The sequence below is a fragment of the Klebsiella sp. LTGPAF-6F genome (assembly GCF_001753185.1).
GTDB classification, from domain to species: Bacteria; Pseudomonadota; Gammaproteobacteria; order Enterobacterales; family Enterobacteriaceae; genus Klebsiella; species Klebsiella michiganensis.
In genome coordinates, this window is the sequence record NZ_CP017451.1 from 121,508 (window position 1) to 148,242 (window position 26,735).

Annotated in this window: 26 protein-coding genes and 4 pseudogenes; 15 read left to right on the plus strand and 15 right to left on the minus strand. The window is 49.8% G+C overall.

Features of this window, described 5'->3' with window-relative positions; translation table 11 throughout:
* Nucleotides 1-5: 5 nt before the first annotated feature.
* Nucleotides 6-1,382 (minus strand): chromate efflux transporter, encoded by a 1,377-nt coding sequence (gene chrA, locus BJF97_RS29485; protein WP_004196363.1) that lies wholly within the window; start codon nucleotides 1,380-1,382, stop codon nucleotides 6-8.
* Nucleotides 1,339-2,316, minus strand: coding sequence for a chromate resistance protein ChrB domain-containing protein (locus BJF97_RS29490; RefSeq protein WP_004196334.1), 978 nt, complete (start codon nucleotides 2,314-2,316; stop codon nucleotides 1,339-1,341). Before BJF97_RS29490 ends, chrA begins: the two co-directional genes overlap by 44 nt.
* Nucleotides 2,317-2,345: 29 nt before the next feature.
* On the opposite strand from BJF97_RS29490, the pseudogene BJF97_RS34490 reads away from it, so the two are divergent.
* From BJF97_RS34490 to BJF97_RS29525, 8 genes and pseudogenes are all read left to right on the plus strand, one after another.
* A pseudogene (locus tag BJF97_RS34490) lies at nucleotides 2,346-2,553 on the plus strand (MFS transporter); the annotation flags it as partial.
* 109 nt (nucleotides 2,554-2,662) lie between these two features.
* Complete coding sequence (locus BJF97_RS29495) at nucleotides 2,663-3,034, plus strand: hypothetical protein (protein WP_004196359.1); 372 nt, start codon at nucleotides 2,663-2,665, stop codon at nucleotides 3,032-3,034.
* A gap of 62 nt (nucleotides 3,035-3,096) precedes the next feature.
* Complete coding sequence (locus BJF97_RS29500) at nucleotides 3,097-4,017, plus strand: methyltransferase domain-containing protein (protein WP_004196315.1); 921 nt, start codon at nucleotides 3,097-3,099, stop codon at nucleotides 4,015-4,017.
* Nucleotides 4,018-4,070: 53 nt separating this feature from the next.
* Nucleotides 4,071-4,829, plus strand: a complete 759-nt coding sequence (locus tag BJF97_RS29505) for a hypothetical protein (protein ID WP_004196325.1) — start codon at nucleotides 4,071-4,073, stop codon at nucleotides 4,827-4,829.
* A 233-nt stretch (nucleotides 4,830-5,062) separates the two neighbouring features.
* Nucleotides 5,063-6,361 carry a Metal Resistance gene (locus BJF97_RS29510; protein WP_004196314.1) on the plus strand — a complete coding sequence of 433 codons (1,299 nt, stop codon included), beginning with the start codon at nucleotides 5,063-5,065 and terminating at the stop codon, nucleotides 6,359-6,361.
* A 105-nt stretch (nucleotides 6,362-6,466) separates the two neighbouring features.
* Nucleotides 6,467-6,736, plus strand: coding sequence for a nickel-sensing transcriptional repressor NcrB (locus tag BJF97_RS29515; protein ID WP_004196355.1), 270 nt, complete (start codon nucleotides 6,467-6,469; stop codon nucleotides 6,734-6,736).
* Between the two features lie 12 nt (nucleotides 6,737-6,748).
* Nucleotides 6,749-7,879, plus strand: coding sequence for a Ni(II)/Co(II) efflux transporter permease subunit NcrC (locus BJF97_RS29520; protein ID WP_004196366.1), 1,131 nt, complete (start codon nucleotides 6,749-6,751; stop codon nucleotides 7,877-7,879).
* A gap of 161 nt (nucleotides 7,880-8,040) precedes the next feature.
* Nucleotides 8,041-8,463, plus strand: a complete 423-nt coding sequence (locus BJF97_RS29525; protein WP_032072095.1) for a nickel resistance OB fold protein NcrY — start codon at nucleotides 8,041-8,043, stop codon at nucleotides 8,461-8,463.
* A 255-nt stretch (nucleotides 8,464-8,718) separates the two neighbouring features.
* Here the strand turns inward: BJF97_RS29525 and BJF97_RS29530 are convergent, their stop codons facing one another.
* Together BJF97_RS29530 and BJF97_RS29535 are read right to left on the minus strand one after the other, a co-directional pair.
* Nucleotides 8,719-10,059, minus strand: a complete 1,341-nt coding sequence (locus BJF97_RS29530; RefSeq protein WP_004196353.1) for an IS1202-like element ISEsa1 family transposase — start codon at nucleotides 10,057-10,059, stop codon at nucleotides 8,719-8,721.
* A 74-nt stretch (nucleotides 10,060-10,133) separates the two neighbouring features.
* Complete coding sequence (locus BJF97_RS29535) at nucleotides 10,134-11,666, minus strand: IS3-like element ISKpn38 family transposase (RefSeq protein WP_009310015.1); 1,533 nt, start codon at nucleotides 11,664-11,666, stop codon at nucleotides 10,134-10,136.
* Between the two features lie 41 nt (nucleotides 11,667-11,707).
* Here BJF97_RS29535 and BJF97_RS29540 point away from each other — a divergent pair.
* Nucleotides 11,708-12,385: pseudogene (locus BJF97_RS29540) on the plus strand (IS481-like element ISKpn28 family transposase); the annotation flags it as partial.
* Between the two features lie 708 nt (nucleotides 12,386-13,093).
* Complete coding sequence (locus BJF97_RS29545; protein ID WP_070083041.1) at nucleotides 13,094-13,354, plus strand: hypothetical protein; 261 nt, start codon at nucleotides 13,094-13,096, stop codon at nucleotides 13,352-13,354.
* A gap of 110 nt (nucleotides 13,355-13,464) precedes the next feature.
* Here the strand turns inward: BJF97_RS29545 and BJF97_RS29550 are convergent, their stop codons facing one another.
* The 4 genes from BJF97_RS29550 to umuD all read right to left on the minus strand — a co-directional run bounded on the left by BJF97_RS29550 (nucleotide 13,465) and on the right by umuD (nucleotide 16,169).
* Complete coding sequence (locus BJF97_RS29550) at nucleotides 13,465-13,935, minus strand: RES family NAD+ phosphorylase (protein ID WP_070083042.1); 471 nt, start codon at nucleotides 13,933-13,935, stop codon at nucleotides 13,465-13,467.
* Nucleotides 13,932-14,375 (minus strand): type II RES/Xre toxin-antitoxin system antitoxin, encoded by a 444-nt coding sequence (gene parS / locus BJF97_RS29555; RefSeq protein WP_004181895.1) that lies wholly within the window; start codon nucleotides 14,373-14,375, stop codon nucleotides 13,932-13,934. Before parS ends, BJF97_RS29550 begins: the two co-directional genes overlap by 4 nt.
* A gap of 100 nt (nucleotides 14,376-14,475) precedes the next feature.
* Nucleotides 14,476-15,747 carry a translesion error-prone DNA polymerase V subunit UmuC gene (gene umuC / locus BJF97_RS29560; protein WP_004197886.1) on the minus strand — a complete coding sequence of 424 codons (1,272 nt, stop codon included), beginning with the start codon at nucleotides 15,745-15,747 and terminating at the stop codon, nucleotides 14,476-14,478.
* The gene (gene umuD / locus BJF97_RS29565) at nucleotides 15,747-16,169 is read right to left on the minus strand and encodes a translesion error-prone DNA polymerase V autoproteolytic subunit (protein ID WP_004181893.1); all 423 of its coding nucleotides are present in this window, start codon (nucleotides 16,167-16,169) and stop codon (nucleotides 15,747-15,749) included. The genes umuC and umuD overlap by 1 nt, the downstream gene beginning before the upstream one ends.
* 296 nt (nucleotides 16,170-16,465) lie before the next feature.
* On the opposite strand from umuD, the gene BJF97_RS29570 reads away from it, so the two are divergent.
* Nucleotides 16,466-17,163 (plus strand): IS1-like element IS1B family transposase gene (locus BJF97_RS29570; protein ID WP_095033700.1). Its coding sequence is split into 2 segments (ribosomal slippage): nucleotides 16,466-16,715 and nucleotides 16,715-17,163, totalling 699 coding nucleotides; the frame shifts between segments, so codons are not numbered across the junction.
* On the opposite strand, the pseudogene BJF97_RS33405 reads toward BJF97_RS29570, so the two are convergent.
* Both BJF97_RS33405 and BJF97_RS29575 read right to left on the minus strand, forming a co-directional pair.
* Nucleotides 17,157-17,652: pseudogene (locus BJF97_RS33405) on the minus strand (ISNCY family transposase); the annotation flags it as partial. The gene BJF97_RS29570 and the pseudogene BJF97_RS33405 sit on opposite strands and share 7 nt — an antisense overlap.
* An 11-nt stretch (nucleotides 17,653-17,663) precedes the next feature.
* A protein-coding gene (locus BJF97_RS29575) for an IS3 family transposase (RefSeq protein WP_167877429.1) occupies nucleotides 17,664-18,892 on the minus strand; the annotation gives its coding sequence in 2 pieces (ribosomal slippage) (nucleotides 17,664-18,577 and nucleotides 18,577-18,892; 1,230 coding nt in all).
* A 192-nt stretch (nucleotides 18,893-19,084) separates the two neighbouring features.
* Here BJF97_RS29575 and BJF97_RS29585 point away from each other — a divergent pair.
* Nucleotides 19,085-20,083 carry a nitrilase family protein gene (locus tag BJF97_RS29585; protein ID WP_070083044.1) on the plus strand — a complete coding sequence of 333 codons (999 nt, stop codon included), beginning with the start codon at nucleotides 19,085-19,087 and terminating at the stop codon, nucleotides 20,081-20,083.
* Between the two features lie 87 nt (nucleotides 20,084-20,170).
* On the opposite strand, the gene BJF97_RS29590 is transcribed toward BJF97_RS29585, so the two are convergent.
* Both BJF97_RS29590 and BJF97_RS33410 read right to left on the minus strand, forming a co-directional pair.
* Entirely contained in the window at nucleotides 20,171-20,569 is a 399-nt protein-coding gene (locus BJF97_RS29590) for a hypothetical protein (RefSeq protein ID WP_033128602.1), read from the minus strand.
* 10 nt (nucleotides 20,570-20,579) lie between these two features.
* Nucleotides 20,580-20,888 carry a glutathione S-transferase N-terminal domain-containing protein gene (locus BJF97_RS33410; RefSeq protein WP_306823293.1) on the minus strand — a complete coding sequence of 103 codons (309 nt, stop codon included), beginning with the start codon at nucleotides 20,886-20,888 and terminating at the stop codon, nucleotides 20,580-20,582.
* A gap of 110 nt (nucleotides 20,889-20,998) precedes the next feature.
* On the opposite strand from BJF97_RS33410, the gene BJF97_RS29595 reads away from it, so the two are divergent.
* The gene (locus BJF97_RS29595; RefSeq protein WP_070083045.1) at nucleotides 20,999-22,030 is read left to right on the plus strand and encodes an IS630-like element ISEc33 family transposase; all 1,032 of its coding nucleotides are present in this window, start codon (nucleotides 20,999-21,001) and stop codon (nucleotides 22,028-22,030) included.
* A gap of 72 nt (nucleotides 22,031-22,102) precedes the next feature.
* On the opposite strand, the gene BJF97_RS29600 is transcribed toward BJF97_RS29595, so the two are convergent.
* From BJF97_RS29600 to BJF97_RS29610, 3 genes are all read right to left on the minus strand, one after another.
* A complete protein-coding gene (locus BJF97_RS29600; RefSeq protein ID WP_023283488.1) occupies nucleotides 22,103-22,702 on the minus strand; it encodes a LysE family translocator in 600 nt (199 codons plus the stop codon).
* 193 nt (nucleotides 22,703-22,895) lie between these two features.
* Nucleotides 22,896-23,504: an ATP-dependent Clp protease proteolytic subunit gene (locus BJF97_RS29605; RefSeq protein WP_070083046.1), complete on the minus strand. Its 609-nt coding sequence runs from the start codon at nucleotides 23,502-23,504 to the stop codon at nucleotides 22,896-22,898.
* Nucleotides 23,505-23,629: 125 nt separating this feature from the next.
* Nucleotides 23,630-24,040, minus strand: a complete 411-nt coding sequence (locus tag BJF97_RS29610; RefSeq protein ID WP_070083047.1) for a DoxX family protein — start codon at nucleotides 24,038-24,040, stop codon at nucleotides 23,630-23,632.
* A gap of 157 nt (nucleotides 24,041-24,197) precedes the next feature.
* Here BJF97_RS29610 and BJF97_RS29615 point away from each other — a divergent pair, with 157 nt between their 5' ends.
* Nucleotides 24,198-25,514, plus strand: coding sequence for an aminotransferase-like domain-containing protein (locus tag BJF97_RS29615; RefSeq protein WP_070083048.1), 1,317 nt, complete (start codon nucleotides 24,198-24,200; stop codon nucleotides 25,512-25,514).
* Nucleotides 25,515-25,760: 246 nt separating this feature from the next.
* Nucleotides 25,761-26,666: pseudogene (locus BJF97_RS33415) on the plus strand (excinuclease ABC subunit A); the annotation flags it as partial.
* Nucleotides 26,667-26,735 lie beyond the last annotated feature (69 nt).

A 26,735-nucleotide genomic window follows, 5' to 3' on the forward strand; every position in this document is an offset into this window, starting at 1 on the left:
CCTTTTCACACAGCTGACAGCCCGGTCAGGCGGAGTATCAGCCCGGCGAGAGCCGCCATGGCAATAACGTGCGTAACCTTCCATTTTAATCTGAAAAGCGCAAACGCAGCGGCGACGGCAATCAGGGCGGCAGGGATATCGATCCCTCCCTTTGCGCCTTCCGGCCATACGGTATGCCAGATAAAAAACAGCCCCAGATTAACAATGACGCCCACTACGGCCGCTGTGATGGCGGTTAAAGGTGCCGTGAAACCCGCCTTGTTGTGGGTCGTTTCGATAAACGGCCCGCCTGCCAGCACGAAAATGAAGGACGGGAGAAAGGTAAACCAGGTCACCATGCAGGCGGCAACGGCGCCGCCGACAAACAGCATATCCGCGCCAAAAACGGCATGGGTATACCCGCCCACAAATCCGACAAACGTGACCACCATAATCAGCGGGCCGGGCGTGGTTTCTCCCAGCGCCAGCCCGTCCATCATCTGCCCGGCAGTCAGCCAGCCAAAATTGACGACAGCACCCTGATAAACGTATGGCAGGACGGCGTAGGCCCCACCGAAGGTAAGGAGCGCAGCCTTGGTAAAGAACCAGCCCATCTGCGTCACCGGATGCGCCCAGCCCAGCCCCAGCGTCAGCACCGTCATGGGAATAAGCCAGAGCAGTGCACCCGCTGCCACAATCCTTAACAGTTTCGCCCAGCTGAACAGGGCATGCGCCGGTACGGGCGTATGATCGTCAATAACCGCAGCATCAACGGCGGCTTTCTCCTGTTTGTTATGCCCGCTGCCGCTGTGAAATTTTTCCGGCGCGATGCGTCCGCCGATAAAGCCAGTTATCGCTGCTGAAATAACGATGACGGGAAAAGGAACGTTCAGGGCGAAAACGGCCACAAAAGCCGCAGCAGCTATGGCCCAGTGGGCACCGTGTTTCAGCGCACGGGAGCCGATGCGATGCGCCGCCTGCAGCACGATTGCCGCCACGGCGGGTTTAATGCCGTAAAAGATACCGGCAATAATGGCAACGTCTCCCCAGGCGATATAGATCCACGACAACGCGATAAGAATAAAAAGTGAGGGAAGGATAAATAACAAACCCGCTATCACTCCGCCCAAGGTCCTGTGCATCAGCCAGCCAATGTAGGTGGCAAGTTGCTGAGCTTCCGGACCGGGCAGCACCATACAGAAATTGAGTGCGTGGAGAAAACGGGACTCGGAAATCCAGCGCCGGTTCTCGACCAGTTCCTGATGCATGATCGCAATCTGTCCGGCAGGACCGCCAAAGCTGATAAAACCCAGCTTCATCCAGAACCAGAACGCCTCCTTCAGGGGGACCGGCTTGGGCTTAACGTTTTCCTCTGCCAGCGTCAGCAACTCCGTTTTGTTCATCATGGCCGGACCTCATTTCAAACGTCGTTAACAGACCGTCAAACAGCGAACAGGCCGCTGTGAGTAATGTGTCATCATCCGTAATGCTTTCACGCAATCCTGCCAGTACACTTTCAACGCCAGCGGCTTCGGGGGGCTGAACCCCGCCAACATCAAGGTAATGCACAAGCATCCCCAGACCATTCAGGGCATCCCCCGTCAGCCCGAAGCGGACCATCAGCACTTCAAAGGTCACACGATTGTCGATGTGGCTGAAGGTCGCGCCATCAAAATCAAACCCCACCGCCTCTTCCGGGCAATCGTTGCCATCCTTAAGCCAGAGAAACTGCGCATCCTGGTCGATAAAACGCCGTATAAGCCAGGCGCTGGCAAGCCTGTCAATCCATGGCCGGCGACGCGTAGCCCAGATCCTGTTATGAAAATCCTCAGGCTTCAGCCGTGTCAGCAAGCCACTGACGGCATGAGGCTCTCCGGGAGAGATGAACCTGTTAATGCCAGCTTCCAGTTCTGACAAGGCAAAAATGGCCTGCGCCTGCGCTTCACCAGGAAAGAAATCAATCGCCACAATCCGATCCAGCTCGCGACGAAGTTTTCTTACCATCTTCAGTTGGCTGACCGCGGTTTCCTCATTAAGGTCGTTTTTACAAACCTGAAGGCTCTCCATCAGGATCAGGTACTGCTGAGAGCGATCGAATAACGGGCGAATTTTCTCTTCGTCGGAAGTCTCTGCGTCAAAAACAAAGGCCGTTCCTCCCTCACCGCTGATTTCACGACTCATCTCGTTAAAAATCTCATGGCTCTGTTGCGCTTCAGGCAACAGATAAACGCCGTCGCGCAGCATGGCGGCACCGGTATTTTTTAATGCCCGCCAGACACGCATACGTAATGTGGCCTGCTCAGTGGGCAGTGTCAGAATAAGGATATGTAGTTTCATAGTGTAGAGATTAATACATATGGTAGAGATTGCTACATATTTTCAGTCTTTCTAACCGTACATATCGCTATCTTTTTATGGTGCTCATAATTGCTCTTATCGGTACCGGTCTTGCTACCGTTGCACTGGGCCTGCTGGCGGGCGACAGGGCAGGGGGAGTCGGGAACGGCGCTGGCAATGAAGATGCTTGCTTATATTCTGGTCGCCCCGGTCGCTGATGCATTATGCGGGCCTTTTTATTCATATCGCCAATACAAGACTTTACATTCCAGCCCTTACATCCTCCCCGGGGGGATGCTAATCTTTTTATACCGTTGTCATTGTCTATTGAGGAAAGCAATCAGCGATGTACCCGATGTTTAAACGTTCGCCCCGTTATGTTCTGATGATCGTCATCATGGCCATTGGCATGATGATGTCGTCGATGGTGACGTTTGCGTCGCACGGTACAAACGGCCTGACAGGCTACGAGATGAATCTGCATGACGCAGAAGTCACCATGTCAATGCAGGATCACTCTCACGATTCGGATATCCCTCAGTCTGGCCACGCAGGCCATCATCAGACAGACCATTTCCATGAAACCCCTGAGCAGCCGCCCTCTGTAGAGATTTCCCTCTCTCCTGTAACAGACAGATGGTTGCCGCTTGCCGATCTTCGTAGCCCGGTTAAGGCCACGGACATCATTTACCGTCCTCCCAGCATCCGCCAGATCTGATCGCTGTTACCGGCAGTTTTTGCTGCCCGGCTTTAATCAACTTCAGATTTAGCGGAGAGGCTATGTATAAAGACTCTATCCAGGCGCGTCGAGAGATTGCGCGTAATTTCACTGCACTCAATTATCGTGTTGATCCCCTGCACTGGCAGACGCTCTGCATGGGCGTTAATCGCGACCTTCAGGCCAAAAAAATGCGTCCGAATGTCCCGGTTCCTTCACGGCGTAAAGTCATTCCGTTCCTGAAAATGATGCATCAGGAAACGGGCTCGATGCTCAAAGCGATCCTTGCCTTTGGCTTTGATGGCCCCTGGACATCCAGCGGCGGTTCATTTCGCCTGGCGCGAGAAATTGGGTTCGACATCGCCCACTATGCGAAAAACATTCACCACAAAAACGGGAAAGTCACCTTCCTGGAAATTGGTGCCGCCTGGGCGGGTTTTCGCGCTGAGGAATGTGCCGGCCATCAGGCGACGATTTCCGGGCTTTCCGGGGAGTTCAGGGAGCAACTTGGGGAAAGCGTATTCCTGCACTTCACTAATCTCACACCGTGGCATGCATCGCTGCCAAAAGGCGTGACTGAGCATCCTTACGTGACAGCAGCCGGGCTGGGAGCGCTGGAAAACAGAGGTGTTCAGGCAGGTGAGGTCGATATTATCTACTCCCAGGCAGCGGCCTATTTCGAACAGGATTACACGGCTTTCCTTCGCAGCGCTGCACGCCTGCTGAAAGAGGATGGCGTCCTGATCTTCAACCATGACCCTGTTCTGGCGAGCGCGATGGATGAAGTCGCCTGGGAGCACGGACTGCGGCTGGTCAGACGTAAGCAAATGGGAGGAATGAATGGCGCGATTGCCCGTTATCACCGGCTTCGTTCGTCCCCGGTAAGTCAGATGGTCTTCCCCGGCGTAAAGCGGGCAGAGGATGAAGAAGTGGTCTGTGAATCACTGGTTATGTCGGCGCTTCGTCGCAACGTAGAGGTGTAACGCCCGATATGTTGACGCGCAGACATTTTCTCACCACCACAGGAGCGTTGCTGATGACAACATTACTGCCGGGGGAAACCCTGGCAGCCTCTCTGGCTGAAAAAGTCAGTGAAACATGGCAAAAAATAAACACCCGCCGCAATCAACAAGAGGCGATAACGCCGGGCTGGGTTTTGCAGTCGCTCGGGCTTAAACCTGGCTCAACTGAACTGCGAAGAGCCATTTTTGAGCTGGTCAGGCGGATACCCTATCAGCTCGGTGCATGGAATGGCGAAAGCATGAGTCTGTTTCAGCAGGGCTTTGGCGACTGCCGTCATAAAGCCGCTGCTGCCGAACGACTGCTGACCGATGGTGGCATTACGGCAAAGCGAAAGCTGGTGCGGTTTGACTGGGCTGATTTGCCTGTACCTGCGGATATTCTGGCAATTTTGCCGCAAACACAGGGATTTCATGACACTGTGGCTTTTGAGCTACAGGGCAAAACATACCTGTTTGATGCCACCTGGGATATGGCCTTGCGCGGAGCGGGTTTCCCGGTGATGCCTTCCTGGGATGGCAACTCTGATACCTGGCCGGTGACTTCCCGGATGTCGACGCAGCAAACCGTACTAATGCCGCAGCCAGGGCAGGACATTTACAGCACTAACCAGATGAGCTGGCCGCAGCGCGAGAAAACCATGGCGTTTAATCAGGCACTGAATAACTGGCTGGAGGTCATTCGGGCTAACCGTGATGACTGGTGCACCATTATCCATAGTGATATTGAAGCCACCCGGTTGAGCCTGAAAACCTGTCTGGGACAACTGAGTTAATTCCCTTCTCGTCAGGAGGGGCTGCGCAGGGAAGCGGCGATAACACCTTCGACACTTTTTATGCTGCTTCAGGTATAACGCTGGGATACCTGAAGCTTTTTTATTTAACATCCAAGATAACAGACGAATCAGTATCCTCCTCACCCGGATAAAGCTTGTCATTTTTTTCAGGTCCCTCTATGCTTTGAATATCCCCCTGGGGGGGATGTGATTTCAAACCAAGAGATTTCCTGATGCTCAACATTCTTTCTAATCGTACCTATCGCCACCTGTTTATGGCACAGGTTATCGCCCTTATTGGCACCGGTCTGGCGACCGTTGCGTTAGGGTTACTGGCCTACGATCTCGCAGGTGACAGAGCCGGGGCAGTGCTGGGTACCGCGCTGGCTATCAAAATGAGCGCCTATATTCTTGTTGCGCCCGTGGCGGCGGCTTTTGCCGATAAATTCCCGCGTCGCACCATGCTGGTAACACTGGACCTGGTTCGCGCTCTCGTGGCTATCACGCTGCCTTTTGTCACCCAGATATGGGAAATCTACATCCTGATCTTCATTCTTCAGGCTGCCTCGGCGGCGTTTACGCCTACTTTCCAGGCAACTATCCCGGATATTCTTCCTGACGAACGTGAATATACCCGGGCGCTGTCTCTGTCACGTCTGGCCTACGATCTTGAAAGCGTCATCAGCCCTATGCTGGCGGCTGCACTGCTGACGGTCATGAGTTTCCACAACCTGTTTGCCGGTACGGCAGTCGGGTTCCTTGCTTCAGCAGCTCTGGTTGTTTCCGTGACACTGCCGAAGATGAAAGCGTTAACGGTCAAACGCAGCATCTATGACAAAACTACACGAGGTATGCGCATCTTCCTGAAAACGCCCAGACTGCGCGGCCTGCTGGCACTCAACATGGCCGTAGCGGCAGCGAGTGCAATGGTTATCGTCAACACCGTCGTTCTGGTTCAGGCGGACTTTGGTTTCTCACAGCGGTCTACCGCTATTGCGCTGGCCTTCTTCGGCGTGGGGTCCATGGTATCGGCCCTGGTTCTCCCCAGACTCCTCGACAACATGAGCGACCGTATGCCGATGCTTGCAGGTACGGCGCTTTTAGTCATTGGCCTGGGGTCAGGCATTTTCCTGAAGGATTACATCACGCTGGTTGTGCTCTGGGCACTGCTGGGGGTGGGCTATTCACTTTCTCAGACACCGGGTGGTCGCCTGCTGCGCCGTTCGTCAACAGCGGAAGACAGACCGGCGCTGTTTGCCGCCCAGTTTGCACTGTCACATTCATGCTGGCTGGTGACTTATCCGCTGGCCGGATGGGTTGGTGCGGCATGGGGGACACAGGCTTCATTCATCGCCCTGACTGTTGTGGCAACATTGTCGCTGGTCACCGCCGTACTTATCTGGCGTCCTGAGCATGAAGTGTACGCTCAGGTTCACAGCCACAAAGACCCGGAAACAAACAACGAATCGACCCATGAGCATGATTTCGTCATTGACGATGAACATCCGTCCTGGCCGAAGAAAGAGAAGTAATTTCCCAAAAAAAGACAACGTATCAGGAGAGGATAAGCCGATAAAAAGTGTGACCATGGCGTTGATACACATTATCTTATCCCTTCCACCTGGAGAGGATAAACCATGACCGTTCATGCATCACACCCTGACATTATTAAAAGACTTAAACGTGCCGCAGGGCACCTGAAAAGTACCATCCAGATGCTCGAAGATGAGAAAGCATGTCTGGATATCGCCCAGCAACTGCACGCTGTGGAAAAGGCGATAACGAATGCGAAGCGTACCTTAATTCATGACCATCTGGATCACTGCCTGGAGGATGCCCTTCATGCTGACCACACGGAGTCTGATAAGACGCTTAGCGAATTTAAAGAGATAACTAAATATCTTTAAGGCAAGCGAAACATGACTGATTTTTCCACTCTTTTACAGCAAGGCGTGGCCAATGCCTGGCTGTTCATCCCCAGCGCTATTTTGCTCGGTGCGCTTCACGGACTGGAGCCAGGGCATTCCAAAACGATGATGGCCGCCTTTATTGTGGCCATCCGGGGAACGGTCAAGCAAGCGGTATTACTGGGGCTTGCCGCGACAATTTCTCATACGTCTGTTGTCTGGCTCATTGCGTTCGGCGGAATGTATATCAGTCAGAAATTCACTGCTGAATCAGCCGAACCCTGGTTTCAGCTGATTTCCGCCGTCATCATTCTCGGTACGGCGGCATGGATGTTCTGGCGAACCTGGCGCGGCGAAAAGCTGTGGAAGATGGAGCAGGAAGAGGAACACAGCCACGGTCATCACGATCATGACGAAACCCGCATCATCGATACGGGCCATGGCAGCGTTGAACTCTCGATTTTCGAAGAAGGACAACCCCCTCACTGGCGTTTACGCTCGCTCAGCGGCAAGAAATGGGAAGCTCGCGACATTTCTCTGGTGACCAACCGTGGTCCAGGGACATTTTCACAGGTATTTGATTTCGTCGAAAAAGACGGGTTTATGGAATCGGCCCTGGCGATCCCGGAGCCACACAGCTTTGATGTTCGCCTGTCTTTAGGCCATCGCGGCCATGTGCATGATTATGATGTGGAATTCCGTGAACATGAACACGACCACGATCATTCCTCGCTGGAAGGTCTGGATGTTAATTCTCGCGAATATCAGGATGCTCACGAAAAAGCGCATGCGAACGACATCAAAAAACGTTTTGCGAATCGCAGCGTAACCACCGGACAAATAATCCTGTTCGGCCTGACCGGCGGCCTTATTCCTTGCCCGGCAGCCATTACCGTTTTGCTGCTCTGCATCCAGGTGAAGGAATTTACGCTCGGTGCCGCGCTGGTACTGTGTTTCAGCATCGGTTTAGCGATCACGCTGGTTTCAGTGGGCGCAGCGGCGGCTTTCAGCGTTCGTCAGGCAACCAAACGCTGGAGTGGCCTGGATACGCTGGCGCGGCGGGCTCCATACTTCTCAAGCGTACTGATTGCACTTGTCGGCATTTACATGGGCTATCACGGCTGGATCGGCGTAACGAGCTGATTTTCTCCTGTATGAATCTCACGCCTGAACCCACCAACCGGTGGGTTTTATATTTCTGAAGCCCATCATATTTTTATCCCCCTGCCGGGGATAGGAATTGAGCTTTTATAGCCGCTCATTTATCATCGACAATATCCCCCATGGGGGATGTAAAATTATAAATGGAATCTGCTATGCAAAAACAATATTTCAGTCAGTTCGTCACCGGAGTGTTACTCACTTCGTTCATCGCCATTCCTGCTCTGGCAGCGCAAGGTGGCTTCTCCGCAGAGAAAGAGCCTGTCGTCACTGAGCACATGTATGCCGGTCATAAAGTTCAGCAGGAGAATAGTCAAAGCCGGATTCAGATCGTATCGTCAATGCACGAAGGGGCGTGGATCACACTGGAAGGCAATGTTGTCAGCCAGCAGCAGGACGAGTGGTATACGTTCCGCGACCCAACCGGTACCATCAAAGTCCGCATCCCGCAGAAAGTCTGGAACGGGCAGCACTTCGATGCTCAGGACCTGGTACGGGTCAGTGGACCGGTAAGCCATGAAAATGATGGTTCAATTTTATATGTTGCAGTTATCAGCAAACCCTAAAACACAATTCTGACGGGCTATGTTTTTTTATATATATAGTTCGTCAACCAAACGTCCGCTTCTCGCTCTTAGCGGACATTAGCATAGGCTATTTACCATAACGCCGCATTACGCGCACCGCCCAGACTGACTCAGCGCGTTTCTGGCATATCCCCGGTAAAACAAGTAACAAACCACCCGAAAATGAACACCAGAAACGCGACTTAAGAATCTACCCTATGAATGGATATGCACTCAACCGAATCGATCTTGGTTTCAATCTTTTTTATCGGGATCAGGCTTCTTTTTAGGTAACTTCGGGGGCTTAACTTGCTGATGACTTTGCGTTCGGCGCGTAAGCCAGGGATGGTCAGCTTTAGGTTTAACATAGTATTTTGAGCGTAAATCAATACGGGCATTATCCACTCGTTCATGGACACTCTTTTCATCATCCAGTGGTATAGGCTCCGGGCCATCAACATACTTTTCCCAGCCCAGCGCTTTCCCGTCATACAGAACGTTAATTTCACCGTCAAAGTTCTCGCATACAGTAACAACCGAATGCCTAAGTCGATATCCCCGGCCCTCACTGCGTACCTGAAACGCACTGCTTTTGTACTGGAAAGTGAGATTTTTAGACAGAACGCGCTTCGCCTGTAGGCTGAAGATATAACCCAGTTCCTCTTCAGAATGGTGCACATCAAGATGAGCATTATCAGTAGTACGAGGCGACGTAGCGAACCGGTTGTTATAGGCTTCAATAAAGGTCGGCAACCATGCATTTGCTGTTTCAATATCACTGATATTCTGAAGCCGCATTTCTTTGACCAGCCTGTCCTGTAGTGTCTGATTGGCGCGCTCTACCCGCCCTTTTGCCTGCGGGCTGTTGGCATGGATTGGCTCGATGCCCAGTGTCTTTATCGCACGAGTGAACTGGGTCAGCTCACCTTCCCGCTCTGGGTTATTTACCCTGAATATACTGTGTCTATCAGAGTAGAGAGCGAGCGGTACGCCATGATCATTAAGGTAACCCCGGAGGGTTTCCATGTAAGCCCGGGTTGTTTCAGCAGGCACAAAACGCAACGCCATCAACGCACTGGTGGCATCATCAATGAAAACGATCAGTGTACATCTGGGGCCTCGATTTTCAAACCAGTCATGAGGTGAGCCATCAATCTGGATCAGTTCACCGTAAGATGGTCGTCGCATGCGGCGTTGATATATACGGGCAATTTTACGACGGCGTTCACGCCATAACCCCTCTTCTATCATCCACTTTCTGAGAGTTTCAACGGATAAAGATAAACCGTGTATCTCGCGCAATTTTTCGCACGCAAACGTAGGTCCAAAATCAGCGTAACGGCCTTTGAGGAGTGAAATTACTGTTGCTCTGAATTCAGTAGAAAAGGAATTATTAGGACGCTTTCCACGTCGGTGGGAAACCAGACCAGAAGGCCCTTCATTTCTATACCGTTGCACCAGACGTTTAACCTGCCGAATAGAAATGCCAATGCGTGCCGCAGCTTGTTCCTGAGTAATATGTCGATTAATTGACTCCTGAATAATCTGAAGTCGGTGGAGTTCCTTATGACTCATCGTAACAGTCTCTTTGATCATGAAAAATCCCCCAGAGAATTGTCTGGGGACATTTTAGAATGGTTCAAAGGGGCTGCGGATGTTTTCCTGGACTGTTATGTTGTGATCCCAAGATGCTGCCGGTACTTCACAGGACTCATTGCACCTAATGATAGCTTGATACGTTTCTCGTTATACCAGCGTATGTACCTGTCCAGGAAGCAGATAAATTTTTCCAGCGTGATACCCGCCCAGTCTCTGCCATAGAACATTTCGTTTTTGATACGCCCGAAGAAGCCTTCACACGCAGCATTATCCGACGAGCATCCTTTGCGCGACATGGACCTTATAAGTCCGGAGGTGTTGATACGCTCGAGCCAGCCCGGCCACCGGTAATGGCCACCACGATCGCTGTGTATCACCGGTTTATCATGTTCGTTGAGCGTATCGAGTGCGTCATCGAGCATCGTATTCACCAGCGTCGCGTCCGGGCGTGTTCCTATCGACCAGCTTACAACCTGGCCATCAAAGCAGTCGATAACCGGCGACAGATAGACTTTTCCAGCCGGAAGCTGGAACTCCGTAATATCGGTCAGCCACTTCTCATTTGGCCTGCAGGAACTAAAATCCCGGGCGAGTAAATTTTCCGGTGCCGGACCGATTTCGCCACAGTAAGAGTTATATCGTCGTCGCCTGGTGCGCTTAACAACGAGCTGCTCTTCTGCCATCAGTCTGCGGACAACCTTTTCAGAAATAACCCTGTTGTTACTGCGAAGCATCGCGTGAAGGCGCCGGTAGCCGTAACAGCGGTAATTCTCCTCAAAGATATCGGCCATGATCACGCGTATTTCCGCATACTTATCGTACAGACGTTTGCTGGCTTTGTGGTAAAAATAACAGCTGCGGGCAAGTTGCAGAACGCTTAGCAACTCAGCAACGGGGTACTTTTTCTTAAGGGCATCAACTATCAGGGTTTTCTCCCTGTTTTTCAGTTTCAGAAAGCTGATGCCCAGATCTTTTTTTATCAGTTCATTCGCCTTTGTCAGTATGTCACGTTCGAGCTGCAGCTGATGAACCTGCTTCCTGAGATGCTGGATTTCACCGAGTAAAGCATCCTGATTTTTATCCTGAGGGGCTGCCTTTCGTTTGCGCATGGATTGATAAGCCTCGTCACTGATAAGGTCTTTCTTCCATTTGTACAGGACCGGGACGCTGACGCCTATGCTTTGTGCAACTTTACGCGCGGTTCCACGTCGGTTACAGAGCTCCCGGACGGCCTGAGACCTCTCTTGCGGGCTGAAGCATTTGCTTGTGCCTGAGCGAATGACCAGGGGACGCGCATTTGGGTAAAACTCTTCAATCCAGCGCTTTAGAATTTCGTTACTGGGGTAGCCGATGGCTCGGCGAGTGTACGACAGGCAACCACCGTGAGTAAGATAATGCTCAACAGCAGCAATTTTCTGTGTACGTGAATAGCGTTCTCTTGGTTTTAATTCCCTGGGTAAATCGCCCTTCTCTTCATAAATCCGAACCCAACGGCCCAGCTGTTTTGTGGAAGGATATCCCAGCTCCATGACGACAACGGAGGCTTTCTTTCCGTACCGGTAATAGAGTTCGACGGCCCGAATCCGGTCCTCGTATGAATGCATAAATTAACTCCTGAAGGTCCAGGAATTTGTCCGCACTTCCGTGTGAAGCGCGGCATTTTACCTGTCCCAGCACGTCAACCATTGGAAGAATCATTGCTGGTGCTCACGATAAAATGCGGATGATCCCCGTACGCCTCAGCGCCAGGGGCAAAGCCCGGTTGATAAAAAAACGCTCAGTGAAGCCCAGAAGACCAAAACAATACCGCCCGGTAAAAACAGGCGAACTCATAGGGATGGACGCGATTGAACTCAGGATGGGGGACCTACGCCGCTATATCATTACCATGATCGACGAGCACAGCGACTATGCGCTGGCCCTGGCGGTCCCTTCACTCAACAGCGATATTACCAGCCATTTCTTCAGCAAGGCCACAAAGCTCTTTCCTGTCGCTATCAGACAAGTTGTCACTGACAACGGTAAGGAGTTCCTCGGTAACTTTGATAAAACGCTACAGGAAGCCTCGATTAAACACATCTGGACCTATCCGTACACACCGAAAATGAATGCGACCTGTGAGCGATTTAACCGGACACTTAGAGAACAATTTATTGAATTCAATGAATTGTTGCTTTTTGAGGACCTGAATTTGTTTAATCAAAGAATGGCTGAATATCTGGTGCTGTATAACAGCAAAAGGCCACATAAATCACTCGAACTGATGACGCCAGTGGACTATATTTTACGTGAGAGTAAAAATTGCAATATGTGGTGGACCCATACATCTCCTTGCCTTACGGCAGCTAAGAGGCTACTCTGTTGGTGTCTAGTCAAGCAGATGGCCTCGTGTGGTTGGTTAATGAAAATTAACGTCCTACGGGGCTTTCTTCTTTCTGCCTCACAACATCAAAACACTCAAACATCATGAGGCAAAAAGCCTCAAGCGCCGACACCATTATACCGTGTTTACTCCCATCCTCCCAGGGCTAATAAGCTGGTAAGTTAATAACTTTTAAGATGGTTTCCGCCATTTTTCTGCCCTGCATCTGCTGGAGTTCAGTCATGAATTTTCCCCTCTGTCGATATGCTCCGGTTACCACTTCTGCGCCGTCCAGTGTAGCGGTTCTGTGCAGACGCAATGTAGTGCCAGAACAACCCCCTTGTTCGCCAGCTGCGCCCATGTCTGATGTTAACCAAACGACTCAGCTACCAGTTTGAAGATTTACGCCCAAATAGAGGTCTACGCCTATGACAAAATTCTCCAGGCAATATCAGATATCAGTAGCGTCATGTTCGAAAGAGATTTTTAAAGTCACTTTTCCTGATTGTATTTCTTTCAAAATTTAATGAAGGTAAGGTTATTTAGCCAATTGACGCGCCACTTGAATAAGTTATTATTACTTACAAGCACTCTGAACTATCAGCAATTTCACAGACTCAAATGCCTGTAGAAATATTTTTGTATCGGTATTATTTTAAGGAATCAATTATGACACTCACTGCATATTACCAGCTAAGGAATACAAAGGCCGCAGGTCTTGGTTTCGAATTGCTGACCAGTGAACCGGGAGCCTTTATTGTGCTGGAAGAATGCAGTTATGAGAAACCGTATGAAATTGCCCGCTATGGGCATAACGGGACTGCAGGCGATCGTTCGAATGCGTTCAGCTGCGCGATGAATAAAGCCCGTAGTCTGCAGAATTACAGTGGAGCAAAGCTGGATTACAACGTTTACGAAGAAACTGCCTGAATCATCCTGTAATAGCTGTGTGTAGTCTTTGCCCGCCGCTGGCGGGCTTTTTTTATGTGACACCGGACAGGAGCGCCAGGCATCATGACAGCGCCCTCTCCTCCTTTGCTTCACTTCCTGTCAGGTTTAAGACGACTATCAAACCGGAACGGTATCTGTTGAGCCTTCTGCACAATCCCGTAAAACTCAGGGTGCTCAGGATTTAACAGATAGTTGAACTCTACCGGCGATAAGGCTGAGGGAACACGCAGAGCAACCGAGCTCCTGGTAAATGACCAGGCATCTCCGTAATCAGCCAGTTCCTGAGGCGCATCCTCATCAGCCCAGTTGTCCGGTAATTCATCCATGTTTGCGCTTTGGATCAGTTCATCAGGCACATCGATACTCAGTAGCGTGAAAGATTCCATTATCTGTGCCGCATGCAGGTGTACCAGCGTCTCCAGCATCGTTAGTGATGCCGTTTCGGAGACATATACCATTGACACCCCCACGCTATTCCAGCGCCCACCAGCCTCTTTCGCACCATATCCGGTCCAGGCCGTAGAAAGATACTTTGTTTTCGTCAGCCTGTAGAGGATCACGAGTACACCCCATGCTCCAGACGCGTAATCAGCTTAATGACCTCATAGGCTCCCGTTTCGGATGCCATCAGGTCTGCTGGCACTTTCCAGCTCAATGCCCGGTTAGGTTCGTTCAACCACTTCTGTGCGGCTTCCCTGTCGCCTTCAAACAAATCTACCGCCCGATCAATAACGCGGATAATCCGTACCAGACGTTCACTTTGTTCCGGGTTAAAACGTGCCTTCACACTGCGGCTAAATGTGGTTGACGGGATACCGGACATTTTTCTCAGGTCATTCTGGGTTATTCTGGCCCAGTCAGTGATCCGGTTCACCACCTTCCCGTCCAGGCCTTCATTGATTTGGCCCAGGAGCGCTACACCATCAGCATTATTTAACCCGGCAACCTGCCAGAGGCGCTGTGGTCTGGCTGGAGTTGAGGACAAACTAAAAGTTTTCATAGCAAACCTCCATTTGGTCATTACATTATACCCAAATGGTAACACCAGAGCAAATATCAACCACCAGCAGACGGAAGGCATTTTTCCTGATTGCGATAACTCAGAGTGTAGCGATCGGTATCGAGTCCCACCTCGTTGTGTAGGCTGGAGAGAGCATATCTCTCTTCATTGACCACGCCGGTGCGATGCCCCGACCGGCAAACCATACTTTGCCTTTGCCTGAGTTATTTATCGTATCCAGTACGTTCATGAGCGCGTCACTGTTTGCATACGACCTCCCTTCATCAAATAACGATAGCTGGGTAACTCCGCAGGGACGGAAATCGTTGAGCATGACTCCCGCCTTTGCATAGTTATGTCCTTCTTTCCAGATTTTATCCAGAGCCCGGCCAGCCGCCGCGATAATGTCCCGCGTATCACGTGATGGAATGCAGAGCTGTTCGCTGGAGACTTTGCTGTAATAGGGTTCATGTTTTGAAAAAGGCGAGGTTTTTATGAAAACTGATACCTGACCGCAGTATTGACGTTCCTGGCGCAATTTTTCCGCAGCACGTTCAGCATACTGGCAAATTGCCTGCCGCATGGTTTCATACGTTGTTATACGCTGCCCAAAGCTCCTGCTGCATATGATCTGTTGTTTTGGTGGCGGGGCATCCTCCAGGTCGATACAACTTTCTCCCCGTAGTTCCCTCACTGTTCGTTCAAGAACTACGGTGAAGTTTCGTCTTATGAATGCAGGGTTAGTACGAGCCAGCTCCAGCGCAGTGGTTATGCCCATTGCATGAAGCTTACTTGTGGTTCGTCCACCAACCCCCCACACCTCCTCTACCGGCATCAGAGAAAGCATCTTATCTATCCGATTACGCTGGCCTGCAGTCAGTGCGAGTACCCCTCCGAACTGGGGCCAGGTCTTACTGGAATACTGGCAGGCTTTAGCAAGGGTTTTTGTAGGGGCCAGGCCTACCCCTATCGTCAGTCCAGTGCAGCGGAAAACATGATCCCTTAGCTGATGTCCGTATTCCTCAAACGTCATGCAGTTATCAATCCCACCAGCCCAAATAAACGACTCATCGATGGAATACTCTTCGACACGGGATGATAATTCCTCCAGGCAGAAATGTACTCTGGCGCTCATGCTGGCATACAGCTCGTAGTTACTGGAGAAGGCAATCACGGGCTCCGGGAAACGCTGCTCACGCAACTTAAACCAGGGTAAACCCATTGGAATCCCGAATTTTTTGGCCAGTTTACAACGAGCTATAACGCAGCCGTCGTTGTTAGACAGGACGACCACTGGTTTATCGCGTAAATCGGGTCTGAAGCATTTCTCAACACTGCAATAGAAACTGTTCACATCCGCCAGAGCATACATTACAGATTACCCCGGGCACGATGAACCCAATGAGTCACCACGCCAAAAATTGTCAGTTCATCGGGGTCTGGGTAAATTGGGGAATAAGCATTGTTCATAGGCAACAGGGCCAGTCTGGGAGTGGTCTGGAGCTGTTTAACAGTGAAGCCGCCGTCCACTTCGGCGATCACGATATCGCGATGTTGAGGACGCAGAGAACGGTCCACCACCAGCAAATCTCCATCACGCATACCGACATCCTGCATGCTGTTTCCCTGAGCTCGCACGAAATATGTTGCGGATGGATGCCTGATGCAATAATCGTTCAGGTCTAGCTCACTGGAAGTATAATCCTGGGCAGGGCTGGGGAAGCCAGCTGCACACCGCTCGAGAAATAAAGGGATGGCAATTTTCTCAGGATTTTCCATTGGAATTAAGAACATAGGCACAACCTCCGATCACTTAAAAACACTGTATATATAACCAGTGTGCGCCGGGAGACCGGTAGAGATCAAGGGGTGAAAGTCCCCGACCATTGAAGGACCAGCAATCCACAAGGTCCCCGAGTCATGCGTTGCATACCGCGAGGTATGGGGCGAAGCGTTGACAGGGGTGTTGACAGGCCAGCCATTGAGCCACGAAATGTATATTAAATTACCGGGTGCCGACGTTGTACTGTTAACGGGTGATGCTGCCAACTTACTGATTTAGTGTATGATGGTGTTTTTGAGGTGCTCCAGTGGCTTCTGTTTCTATCAGCTGTCCCTCCTGTTCAGCTACTGACGGGGTGGTGCGTAACGGCAAAAGCACTGCCGGACATCAGCGCTATCTCTGCTCTCACTGCCGTAAAACATGGCAACTGCAGTTCACTTACACCGCTTCTCAACCCGGTACGCACCAGAAAATCATTGATATGGCCATGAATGGCGTTGGATGCCGGGCAACCGCCCGCATTATGGGCGTTGGCCTCAACACGATTTTCCGCCATTTAAAAAACTCAGGCCGCAGTCGGTAACCTCGCGCATACAGCCGGGCAGTGACGTCATCGTCTGCGCGGAAATGGACGAACAGTGGGGATACGTCGGGGCTAAATCGCGCCAGCGCTGGCTGTTTTACGCGTATGACAGGCTCCGGAAGACGGTTGTTGCGCACGTATTCGGTGAACGCACTATGGCGACGCTGGGGCGTCTTATGAGCCTGCTGTCACCCTTTGACGTGGTGATATGGATGACGGATGGCTGGCCGCTGTATGAATCCCGCCTGAAGGGAAAGCTGCACGTAATCAGCAAGCGATATACGCAGCGAATTGAGCGGCATAACCTGAATCTGAGGCAGCACCTGGCACGGCTGGGACGGAAGTCGCTGTCGTTCTCAAAATCGGTGGAGCTGCATGACAAAGTCATCGGGCATTATCTGAACATAAAACACTATCAATAAGTTGGAGTCATTACCCATTTCCCTGACCCAAAAATCTCCTCAGAACGTGATTGTAGTGTCTTCAATGCTTCCAGCATATCGTCATCGTTAAGCGAGCGCTGGGATTTCTTCTCAGTTGGTTTTCTCCGTCTCCGCGGGGGGCCATCTCCAGCAGGAAGAGCCCGTGACCGGTTGTTGTCGCGTTTGTCCTGAACAATCTTAATAAATTCAAGTGTCCGCCCGAGGCGCTTGTTGTTCACGATAGCGCCCTGGTCAATTTCCTGAAGGCGATCATAGGTAAAGTAGGGAAGGACGACCCCCGTTTAGCCGGAGTTCTTTCCGGCCATCCGGCTAATGCCAGACCTCAATGTACTTCCCAAGAGCTCTGCGGCTTAATTCATTATCTTCAATCAGATAGAGTACTTTGTCATACTGTACCGTCAGGGATTTTGAAACACGGCGCGGTTCCCACCATGTGAAAAATGCGGCCAGATCATCGTCAGTTTCAAGTGGATTTGCCCCTATATTTCCATACACTTTTTATCACTTAACCCATTACTGGCCCGCTGCCGCAGATATTCCCGTGGCGAGCGATAACCCAGCGCACTATGCGGATGCCATTCGTTATAATGCTCGAACGCCTCTGCAAGGTTCTTTACCGATGTTAACCCATCGGGTTTCGGCATGATACTTATGTAGTCACGCTTTATCGTTTTCACGAAGCTCTCTGCTATTCCGTTACTCTCCGGGCTCCGCACTGCCGTGTTCTTCGGTTCAAGTCCCAACATCCTGGCGAACTGACGTGTTTCATTCGCCCGGTAGCATGAACCATTATCCGTCAGCCACTCCACTGGAGACGCCGGAAGCTCGCTGCCAAAGAGGCGTTCCACTGCTCCCAGCATGACGTCCTGTACGGTTTCACTGTCATATCCACCGGTACTTGCCGCCCTGTACAGTGCTTCACGATCGCAGCAGTCCAGGGCGAACGTGACCTGCAGTTTTTCGCCATTATCACAGCTGAATCCGAAGCCGTCAGAGCACCACCGCTGGTTACTTTCTCCAACGACCACTTTCCCTGTATGCGCCCGCTTCGATGGCGGTATTGCCAGTTTTCGCTCAAGCAACAGCGCATTCTGGCGCATGATCCGGTAAACACGTTTGGCATTGATCGCAGGCATACCATCAGGTTCTGTTTGTCTGCGAAGCAGCGCCCATACCCGACGATAACCATATGTGGGCAGCTCTCCGATAACATGGTGTATACGGCGAAGCACATCCGTATCATCCGTGTGACGGCTGCGGCGGCCGTCCTTCCAGTCATCGGTTCGTCTGAGAATGACGTGCAACTGCGCACGCGACACCCGGAGACAACGGCTGACGAAGCTTACTCCCCATCCCCGGGCAATAAGGGCGCGTGCGCTATCCACTTTTTTGCTCGTCCATATTCAACGGCTTCTTTAAGGAGTTCATTTTCCATCGTTTTTTTGCCGAGCAGGCGCTGGAGTTCTTTAATCTGCTTCATGGCGGCAGCAAGTTCAGAGGCAGGAACGACCTGTTCTCCGGCAGCCACAGCAGTAAGACTTCCCTCCTGGTATTGCTTACGCCAGAGAAATAGCTGGCTGGCTGCCACACCATGTTGCCGGGCAACAAGGGAGACAGCCATTCCCGGTTTAAAGCTCTGCTGAACAATAGCGTTCTTTTCCTGTGTAGTACGCCGTCTGCGTTTCTCCGGCCCTAAGACATCAATCATCTGTTCTCCAATGACTAGTCTAAAAACTAGCATTAAGACTATCACTTATTTAAGTGATATTGGTTGTCTGGAGATTCATGGGGTCAGTCTAATCCATTACATCTAGTTATCAGTTAGTGATAAATTCTGATTATACATGGTTAATCCTCTCTGATGAAATAGCATTCTAATTGTTAGATGAGGAAATATATGATGGAAAAATGCATTCGTGCCGCTACAGTCCAATTTTGTCACCGGGCCGATGACAAGCAGTACAATTTATCGGTCATAGAAAATTTCATTATTCAGGCTCATCGAGAAAATGTGCAGCTCCTTGTATTTCCAGAAATGTGCATTACTGGATATTGGCATATACCAAATCTCACAACTGAAACTTTAAATGATCTGGCAGAACGAGTTGAAGACAGTCCATCGTTGTCCAGAATTGTCACTAATGCCGTAAATTATCATATGGCCATAGGTGTAGGTTTCATAGAGAAGGGAAGCGACGATATATTATATAATTCTTACGCAGTCTGTATGCCGGATGGTAAGATCCATATACATAGGAAGTTACATGCTTTTGAGCATCCAAACATTTCCAGTGGAAATAATTTTACTGTTTTTGATACGCCTTGGGGGGTGCGTATTGGTATTCTCATTTGCTGGGACAATAATCTTGTTGAGAATGCGCGCATAACAGCATTGCTGGGTGCTGATATTCTTGTTGCCCCACACCAGACAGGCGGAACTGACTCACGAAGCCCATTCGGTATGAAACCTATTGAGGTCAGTCTCTGGGAGAATAGGCATAATGATCCGGAGAAGTTAATGGCTGCTTTTCGAGGAGATAGCGGCCGGGGGTGGCTAATGCGCTGGTTGCCCTCACGGGCACATGACAATGGATTCTTCATTCTATTCAGCAATGGTGTAGGCTTGGATAACGGAGAAATCCGCACTGGTAACGCGATGATTATTGATCCTTACGGCAGGATCGTCAGTGAAGCATTTTCATATGAAGATACGATTGTATACGCAGAACTTGATCTTGGTCTGCTTACTATGTCCACCGGACGCAGGTGGATCCACGGACGTCGGCCAGAATTGTACGGTATTATGTGTGAATCTCAGGGCTACGAACGGGATGCCAGAACAGCTAGGTTTTCTGATGAAGATCCATCTTTTTGTGCCGAAAATGGAAAATTATTTTAGTATCAATAATTAGATTTTGACATAACAAGATTACTAACCTCACATGTATCTATCAAACAAACGGCCATCGGGCCGTTTGTTCTATCTTTAGCTATCAGGGATGAGAGTATCCGTAAGGGTAAGCGCCTCTGTGAAGGATCCGACAACTTCATGGGGGATAGTAAATATATATGTCGAGGCTGCTCCTTGGAGTATGATACTCTCTCGGATATCTTTATCAGTAATAATAGTGATAATGGACCGACAATATTCAGACAACAACTGCTGATTGTGCTTCATCCACTCGAAACGGTAGATACGATCTTCCTTTGATTCGTTAAAGGCGTTAATGAACACTAAAGTAAAAGGCTTCTTGAAACTAAATAGATAGAGTAATTCCTTTCCCCATTTCGCTCCATAACCTGAATATATCCTTTCCGGAATGAAAACGCAGGCTGGGAAAGCAGAGATATCGTGAAATCTGAGTCCAGCAGTGTATTTGTTCATAATGTTCACATTATACCAGAGGCCAGGGTTCTAAAAACCGACCCAAAAAGGGTCCAGTACCTCCATAACGATTAGCGAGGTAACGTATGATGATATTGGACTCCCACAGCACGAACTTGTTATCCAGCAGTATAGGTACTATAGCATTGGGGTTTAGTTCGGTGAATACAAAGCCTGATTGCATCGGCGATGATGCAATCAAATCTATATCACATTCTTCATGTTGAAACAGCAAGCCCAATTCGCTACATGTCCAAAGCACTTTACGTACATTGATTGATGATAATCTACCGAGAACTCTTTTCATAAAACACCTCATATTGAACTAAATAGCTGCGCGGAATAGTAGATCACTGAAAGGGAACTCAGCCCGGATTGTGCGATCTGATCAATCGCCAAACCAACCAAAACCACCAACCGGACTGAGCGATGCCGATCATAGCACCAATACCCCGTGGCGAACGACGCCTGATGCAGAAAGCTATTCATAAAACGCGCGATAAAAATCATGCCCGCAGACTCACGGCCATGCTGATGCTTCATCGGGGTGAACGGGTCAGCGATGTTGCCAGAACTCTCTGTTGTGCCCGTTCATCCGTTGGTCGCTGGATTAACTGGTTTACGCACTCAGGTATTGAAGGCCTGAAATCCTTACCCGCAGGGCGCTCCCGACGCTGGCCTTTTGAACATATCTGCACCCTGTTACGTGAGCTGATAAAGCATTCTCCCGGCGATTTTGGTTATCAACGTTCACGCTGGAGCACCGAATTACTGGCAATAAAAATCAATGAGATAACCGGTTGCCAGTTACATGCAGGAACCGTTCGCCGCTGGTTGCCATCTGCGGGGCTTGTATGGCGCAGGGCCGCGCCAACTCTGCGTATCCGTGACCCACATAAAGATGAAAAGATGGCGGTAATCCACAAAGCGCTGGATGAATGCAGCGCAGAGCATCCGGTATTTTATGAAGATGAAGTGGATATCCACCTTAATCCTAAAATCGGTGCGGACTGGCAGTTGCGCGGACAGCAGAAACGGGTAGTGACGCCGGGGCAGAACGAAAAATACTATCTGGACGGCGCACTGCACAGTGGCACGGGTAAAGTCAGCTACGTGGGCGGCAACAGCAAAAGTTCAGCGCTGTTTATCGCTCTGCTGAAGCACCTGAAAGCCACTTACCGGCGGGCGAAAACAATCACGCTGATCGTTGATAACTACATTATCCATAAAAGCCGCGAAACACAGCGCTGGTTGAAAGCAAATCCCAAGTTCAGGGTAATTTACCAGCCGGTTTACTCGCCGTGGGTGAATCATGTGGAACGGCTATGGCAGGCACTTCATGACACGATAACCCGTAATCATCAGTGCCGCTCAATGTGGCAGTTACTGAAAAAGGTCCGCCATTTTATGGAAACCGCCAGCCCATTCCCCGGAGGAAAACATGGTCAGGCAAAAGTGTAGCGGTATTAGGCACAGCTATTTAGCTCAGTAAGCTTGCATTGTGGATTATTGATACTTGAGCTATATTTCATGTCATAAAAATAGCAAAGGATAAAGAGATGCTAATAAAAGCATTGCCATACACACGTTGAAAATCCGGAGATACTTTATGTCATTTAACCAGTGACGCAGAGTCGCTCCAAAAGTGACCCATATACTAACACTTGGCGCATTAATACTTGCGAATAAAATCGATAAAAATATTACAGAGCGAACATTCTCTCCCTGAGGTAAATAAGTAGTAATGGCGCCAGTTGCCATAATCCATGCTTTAGGATTAACCCACTGAAATCCTGCTGCTTCCCAGAAGCTAAATGGGCGCGCTGATGATTCAGATATTTTCGACATCGGCAACGCTGTGGCTATATTCCATGCCAGATATATTAAATAAGTCGCACCGCATATCCGTAAGGCTATATACACCTGAGGCCAATTTTCAAACACACGACCAAGACCAGTACCAACGGCAATGACCATTAGAGCAAAACCAATGCTGATGCCAAGAACATGGGGAAGGCTACGTTTAAAACCATAATTCAGACCTGATGCAAGCAACATAGTGTTATTAGGCCCGGGTGTAATTGAGGTAACAAATGCATAAATAATAAATGCGATCAGAATTTCTGTTGACATGAAATATCCTCCGACCAGCAACCATAGAACAATGGTTTACCCACGGTATCTTTTGCTGTTAAAATATGAATTAATTGTTCACGCAGCCACTCATGGGCAAAGTGATAAACTATTTCATCAGAATATCTCCGGACTTTCTGTATAAATATCCAAAAGTATCAGTAAGTTATTTAACTTACCTCTTCTTTGTGCTTCAGCGATCATCAATATGGAGAAGTTCCTCACGGCGGGTAATGATGCGAGAGACCAATCCATATTCAACTGCTTCCGATGCCGACATCCACAAATCATGTTCAATATCCTCAAGTACCCGCTCTAACGGCTGACCACTTTCTCGAGCAATCACACGAGCAATGCGTTCTCGCGCCTTGATGATTTCTGCAGCCTGAAGTGCTATATCGCTGGCAGCCCCTCCAGTTCCACCACTTGGCTGATGAATGAGAAAACGTGTCTGCGGTAAGCAGAATCGTCTTACACGGGGGGCGCCAAGGTATAGATGCGTGGCTGCGCTACCTACCCACCCTGTACCTACCATATTGACCGGTGAAGACACAAAACGGGACACATCATGTATTACATCGCCCGACTCAAGATGTCCCCCGGGTGACGATATTATCATTGTAATGGGGGCGTTTGATTCTGCGTCCAGTGTCAGCAACCTGCGAACAGTATCAGATGCAATTGTATCAGTGATGTTACCGAACACTAATACCATCCGGGAACGAAAAGCTTTTTCTTCAATAAAAATGCTTTCCTGAGTCTGTATAGACCGGGGTTGAGCTTCATTTTCCAGTGTTATCATCTAAAAAACTCCTTGGGTCGAATTAGTTACAAGATGGATGGGGTAAAAGCCTTTGTATCTGCACAGCAGGCCGATACTGTGGGCGAACTTTTCAACCATTAACTTCATACCGTACTGCCCTATGACTAAATAAGTTTTTGTCTGGAGCGACTAGCAATAGCAGCCGAAAGCAATCCACCTACAAGAGAAACATGCTCCACGGCCCAGAACATGGCTTGTGTGGAATCTGGTTGCGGCATATCCCAGAAATGGTGAACCAGGACAATTGTTAGCAGTAGGAAAATGCTCAATGCGACCGTTCCTACCCAAAGAGCTTTGTCGAGTATGATTAATAGTGAACTGAGGAGCAGAAGCAGTGCGGTAACGATGTTGAAAAGCCAATCAGGATGTAGTCCTGCAGCACGCATTTCTCTCATTCCCCCCTGAAAATCAATCATTTTTGCCGCACCCGATGAAAGAAACACCATCGCTAATAAGATACGCGCTATGATCCATATCCCGTTATGTTCTATTATCAATTCGACTCTCTTCAACACTTTAATTTCTCCTATTTTTCAATGTATTAATTAGCTTCTAATGAACCGAACGGCGCAGAACTTGGCTTGAAACCTGATTAACTCAGTTCTGTTGCTTTTAAACTCATACTAGTGTACTAAATGTACTACAATCAAATTATTGTCATAGATACATTCAATGAAAAACAAGTACAAAATGATTGTTGATAAATACGTTGATTTAATTCGATCCGGAGAATTGACAGCAGGGACCCGGTTACCTACACACAGGGATCTGGCTGCCAGTAAGCGTATTTCACTGGCTACAGCTACCCGGGTCTATGCTGAGTTGGAGACAATGGGCTTAGTCAGTGGGGAGATCGGACGGGGAACCTTTGTCAGAGAAATATCACTACCTCCTGGACATGGTATCGATCAGCATGATGTAGCGGCGGGTATAATTGACCTCAATTTTAATTATCCATCCCTACCGGGACAGGGAGAGTTATTTCGTGAAGCTCTCAGGCAAATATCTGGTTCTGGCGATATTGAATCGCACTTGCGGTGCCAACCGCATGCCGGGAGGTTATCTGACAGGCAAATTATTGCAGGGCATCTTTCGCGCGGTGATTTTGAGCCAAAAGCGGACAACGTGATTATAGTCAATGGAGCTCAGCATGGGTTAACCGTCACAGTAATGGGACTCCTGAGACCGGGGGATGTTGTCGCTGTAGATGCGCTAACATACTCAGGTTTTAAAGTTCTTGGTGCATTGTATCATTTGGAACTGATACCTATCCCGGTAAAAAACAACGGACCAGATCTTGAAGCCTTGCGTCAAATTTGTAGGTTAAGACATGTTCGAGCCATATATGTAATGCCCACTTTACATAATCCTCTGGGTTGGGTACTAAGCCATGAGCAACGTAAAGAAATTGTTAATATTGCGCGTTCAAATGATCTGCTAATAATTGAGGATGCTGCGTATCATTATCTGGTTAAAACCCAACCTCCGGCAGTTGCTTTTTTTGCTCCGGAAAGAACTATATACGTCACCGGTTTTTCCAAAAATGTGGCGACAGGGTTGCGGATTGGCGTAATTATCTGTCCAGAGGTTTATCGTCCCGCTCTTGAAAGAGCAGTAAGAGCAACAACATGGAATACACCATCTCTTATCGTATCACTGGTCTGCAATTGGATTCAGGACGGGACTGTGTCACGGTTTGAAACGCTGAAAAGGCGTGATGCACGTGAGCGACAGAGGATACTTAAGGAAACGCTTGGACACATGACCTGTCTATCACATCCTGATTCGTATTTTGCATGGTTCCCTCTTCCGGAAGATATGAGGGCTGACAACGTTGTTAAAGTATTAATGGAAAATAATATTTCGGTTTCAACTGCCGAACCTTTTTGTATTTCTCAGAATGTACCTCAAGCTATACGACTTGCACTAGGATCCGTCAGTTATGAAAATCTGCATAAAGCCCTGCAGAAGGTCAGAAATTTGGTTTAATTATCGACGAGAGGGCTCTCGGGTCGCCATTCATTTATGAAGATATGGGGATCCTCGCCCCTGCTGGTGAATGCTTCTATCATGCAAACTCCTCGTTCTATATAAGAGTTAATTGCATAATCTTAGCGGCCGTTTTTTCGGCGGTCCAACTTCACCGCTCTCATAGTCCTTTATAACAATGCCTGGCACTTCCGCCACCATCCTACTACGGTGATTGCACCCCGATTTACCCGATGCAGGAAAACTATGGCAAACAAACAACCTGTTCCCCTACCCGCACAGGTTACCGACGGCGACTGGGTGGTCGTTCGCGGCGGCGGCGAACACAATCTTAAAAACGTCAACGTCGCTATACCGCGCAACGCACTGGCTGTGTTTTCCAGCGTGTCGGGTTCCGGCAAGTCTTCGCCGGCGTTTGGCACTATATATGCCGAGGCGCAGCGGCCCTACTTTGAATCGGTCGCGCCCTATGCCCGCGGATTATCGATCATGCCGGCGTGCTCGACGTTGACTGCCGCCGGCGGTTGCGCTTCAGCAGCAGAACGGTGCCAGCAACGCGTGCTCGTCGGTGGGCAACGTGACCACGCTTTCAAGCCAGGTACGGATGATGTACTCGCGGGCGGGCCCCTATCCGTCGGCCAGCCATTTCTGAATGCCGAGGACTTTTCGGCCAATACGCCCCAGGTGACCTGCCCGTCCAGCACGGCCTAGGCCAAATGTATGACCTGATAGTGCCCACTCCGACCCTCAGCATCCGCGATAAGGCTATCGCCTCATGGCCGCCGGCCTGGCGGGGACAAAATCTACGCGATATTCAGGTCACGCTGGGCTATGACGTCGATACACCCTGGCAGGCGCTGCCGGAGTAAGATCGGCGCTGGATCCTGTCAACCGAAGAGGCGCCGACGGTACCGGTCTATCCCGGCTGACGCTGGCGGAGACGCGCGAAGCTATCGAGAAAAAGATGGCGCCGGCTTTATAGGCACCTTTACCGGGGCGAGCCTATATGTGCTGCACACGTTTGCCACCACGTAAAGCGCGCTGATGCGCAAGCGGGTCTCCCGTTTTATGGAAGGTAGGCCGTGCCCCGTCTGCCGCGGCAAAAGGCTTAATCCGGAATTGCTGGCGGTTACCTTCGCCGGAATTGACATCGAATATACTTCCTTATTGATAATAATTTTCCTTTCTGGGTAGACTGGCCCCATAAATCTCCAGACAGTT

Bases quoted from the DNA above. Each gene is read 5' to 3' on its own strand.
- chrA (WP_004196363.1), bottom strand. From the start codon at position 1,382: ATGAACAAAACGGAGTTGCTGACGCTGGCAGAGGAAAACGTTAAGCCC.
- BJF97_RS29490 (WP_004196334.1), bottom strand. From the start codon at position 2,316: ATGAAACTACATATCCTTATTCTGACACTGCCCACTGAGCAGGCCACA.
- BJF97_RS29495 (WP_004196359.1), top strand. From the start codon at position 2,663: ATGTACCCGATGTTTAAACGTTCGCCCCGTTATGTTCTGATGATCGTC.
- BJF97_RS29500 (WP_004196315.1), top strand. From the start codon at position 3,097: ATGTATAAAGACTCTATCCAGGCGCGTCGAGAGATTGCGCGTAATTTC.
- BJF97_RS29505 (WP_004196325.1), top strand. From the start codon at position 4,071: ATGACAACATTACTGCCGGGGGAAACCCTGGCAGCCTCTCTGGCTGAA.
- BJF97_RS29510 (WP_004196314.1), top strand. From the start codon at position 5,063: ATGCTCAACATTCTTTCTAATCGTACCTATCGCCACCTGTTTATGGCA.
- BJF97_RS29515 (WP_004196355.1), top strand. From the start codon at position 6,467: ATGACCGTTCATGCATCACACCCTGACATTATTAAAAGACTTAAACGT.
- BJF97_RS29520 (WP_004196366.1), top strand. From the start codon at position 6,749: ATGACTGATTTTTCCACTCTTTTACAGCAAGGCGTGGCCAATGCCTGG.
- BJF97_RS29525 (WP_032072095.1), top strand. From the start codon at position 8,041: ATGGAATCTGCTATGCAAAAACAATATTTCAGTCAGTTCGTCACCGGA.
- BJF97_RS29530 (WP_004196353.1), bottom strand. From the start codon at position 10,059: ATGATCAAAGAGACTGTTACGATGAGTCATAAGGAACTCCACCGACTT.
- BJF97_RS29535 (WP_009310015.1), bottom strand. From the start codon at position 11,666: ATGCATTCATACGAGGACCGGATTCGGGCCGTCGAACTCTATTACCGG.
- BJF97_RS29545 (WP_070083041.1), top strand. From the start codon at position 13,094: ATGACACTCACTGCATATTACCAGCTAAGGAATACAAAGGCCGCAGGT.
- parS (WP_004181895.1), bottom strand. From the start codon at position 14,375: ATGAAAACTTTTAGTTTGTCCTCAACTCCAGCCAGACCACAGCGCCTC.
- umuC (WP_004197886.1), bottom strand. From the start codon at position 15,747: ATGTATGCTCTGGCGGATGTGAACAGTTTCTATTGCAGTGTTGAGAAA.
- umuD (WP_004181893.1), bottom strand. From the start codon at position 16,169: ATGTTCTTAATTCCAATGGAAAATCCTGAGAAAATTGCCATCCCTTTA.
- BJF97_RS29585 (WP_070083044.1), top strand. From the start codon at position 19,085: ATGGAAAAATGCATTCGTGCCGCTACAGTCCAATTTTGTCACCGGGCC.
- BJF97_RS29590 (WP_033128602.1), bottom strand. From the start codon at position 20,569: ATGAACAAATACACTGCTGGACTCAGATTTCACGATATCTCTGCTTTC.
- BJF97_RS33410 (WP_306823293.1), bottom strand. From the start codon at position 20,888: ATGAGGTGTTTTATGAAAAGAGTTCTCGGTAGATTATCATCAATCAAT.
- BJF97_RS29595 (WP_070083045.1), top strand. From the start codon at position 20,999: ATGCCGATCATAGCACCAATACCCCGTGGCGAACGACGCCTGATGCAG.
- BJF97_RS29600 (WP_023283488.1), bottom strand. From the start codon at position 22,702: ATGTCAACAGAAATTCTGATCGCATTTATTATTTATGCATTTGTTACC.
- BJF97_RS29605 (WP_070083046.1), bottom strand. From the start codon at position 23,504: ATGATAACACTGGAAAATGAAGCTCAACCCCGGTCTATACAGACTCAG.
- BJF97_RS29615 (WP_070083048.1), top strand. From the start codon at position 24,198: ATGAAAAACAAGTACAAAATGATTGTTGATAAATACGTTGATTTAATT.